The 1,454-nt window shown below is 49.0% G+C and carries 1 protein-coding gene and 1 pseudogene; one reads left to right on the plus strand and one right to left on the minus strand.

Annotated features, from left to right (window positions below; all coding sequences use genetic code 11):
* Positions 1-416: pseudogene (locus tag CKO40_RS23670) on the plus strand (IS701 family transposase); the annotation flags it as partial.
* Positions 417-940: 524 nt separating this feature from the next.
* Here the strand turns inward: CKO40_RS23670 and CKO40_RS23675 are convergent.
* Complete coding sequence (locus CKO40_RS23675) at positions 941-1,228, minus strand: GIY-YIG nuclease family protein (RefSeq protein ID WP_200348917.1); 288 nt, start codon at positions 1,226-1,228, stop codon at positions 941-943.
* Between the last annotated feature and the right edge of the window lie 226 nt (positions 1,229-1,454).

Here is a 1,454-nt window from a genome sequence, read left to right on the forward strand (position 1 = left end):
CGGACAACGCCCTCAAATACTCGTTGAGCAACGACGATGCCATCACCACACCCATTGAGCGGTTTGCCTATCGCCAGGCGCAGCGCTATTGGGTCGAGCGCGCGTTTCAGGAAGCCAAAAGCGAGCTCGGGATGTCCGACTATCAGGTCAGAAAGTGGACGGCGTGGCACCATCATATGGCGCTGGTCATGCTGTCCTTGTCGTTCCTGGTGAAAGAGCGTATCCAGCAAAAAGGGTCCGTCCCCCTGTTGAGTGCTCGCGACATCCGTTTGCTCATCATCGCCATGCTCCTCAATGATCCTGATGCGGTTGATCGGCGCATCGCACAAATGGACATCCGGCATGAACAACGACGTAAAGACATCGAGCGATATGACAGAGAACATGATCCTGACAGCGCGAATGATACTGGTTGAGTCAGGGGACTCGGACTTAATCTAACAAAGTAGTAGTAGTGCGACCACAATGATAATGTTTAACTTGGGCTCAACGCTGTTGACGGCTCCTTACGCGATTGCCGCACTGCAATATTGGCCTAACGACAAGCATCAGCCGACGTAAAAAGCAGAGCGAGGAACGAGCGGCGCTTTTTGCGTCGGCTGTATGCGCTTGTTAGCCGATAATTGCGGGTTGCTGATGACATGGGTAAAGTTTGCATTAATCTCGTGCGTCCGCGGATTTGAGGCCAAACACATTTGGGCTGTGATCAAGGGAATGATTTTCACCATAGCTGTAAAATGATGCTAATTCTTCTGGATCTATTGTGACAGAGAGGTCATCATGCAGGATATCATAATCGGTAAATGTTTCTTCATTCTCATGCACTCTAAAAAGCAACTCTGATCCGCTTCTTATCAGTATACCCTTTACGCCTCCAGCAGGCGTAACGTCACACAGCCTACCACCGTATATATATTTCTTCGTCATTGCCCGAAGTGTATTAGCTTTGGTTGTTATGTTTAGGCCACTGGTTATAGCCGACTGATGAATCATTAGAATTATATTCTCTAATATACTCTATCTCTTTCTTGTTTACTTCTTGATCGGTAGCAGTGTCTGATTGCCATATAATCTCTTTTTTGATAACAAAAACTTTTCTTTGTTCTCTGGTGAAGTCCTTTTCAATTAAACTGCTACTTGCACTTCCGAAATAATTGATACTTCCCATAAGATCTTTTCCAACGTATATCTTTCCGTTGGGATAAGTGATTTTGTATATTTCCTTCATATCGCCGCGTCCTCGGCTAACGTCAAGGCTGGCTCGCCGCGCGTTGCCGCGCCGGAGCGCAGCGACGGCGCGGCAACGCGCGGTCGGGCCGAGCCGCTAGTGTACGCCCGGCATGGGCATGAACTGATGGGGTGAAAGTCCCCTGTAGGAGTACCTGTAGTGTCCTCTTGGACCAATAGAACTACTAGCCGACGGCAAGGGCAAACCCGCGAGGGGATGTCTGGAG

Source organism: Halochromatium glycolicum, from assembly GCF_016584085.1.
Lineage (GTDB): Bacteria > Pseudomonadota > Gammaproteobacteria > Chromatiales > Chromatiaceae > Lamprobacter > Lamprobacter glycolicus.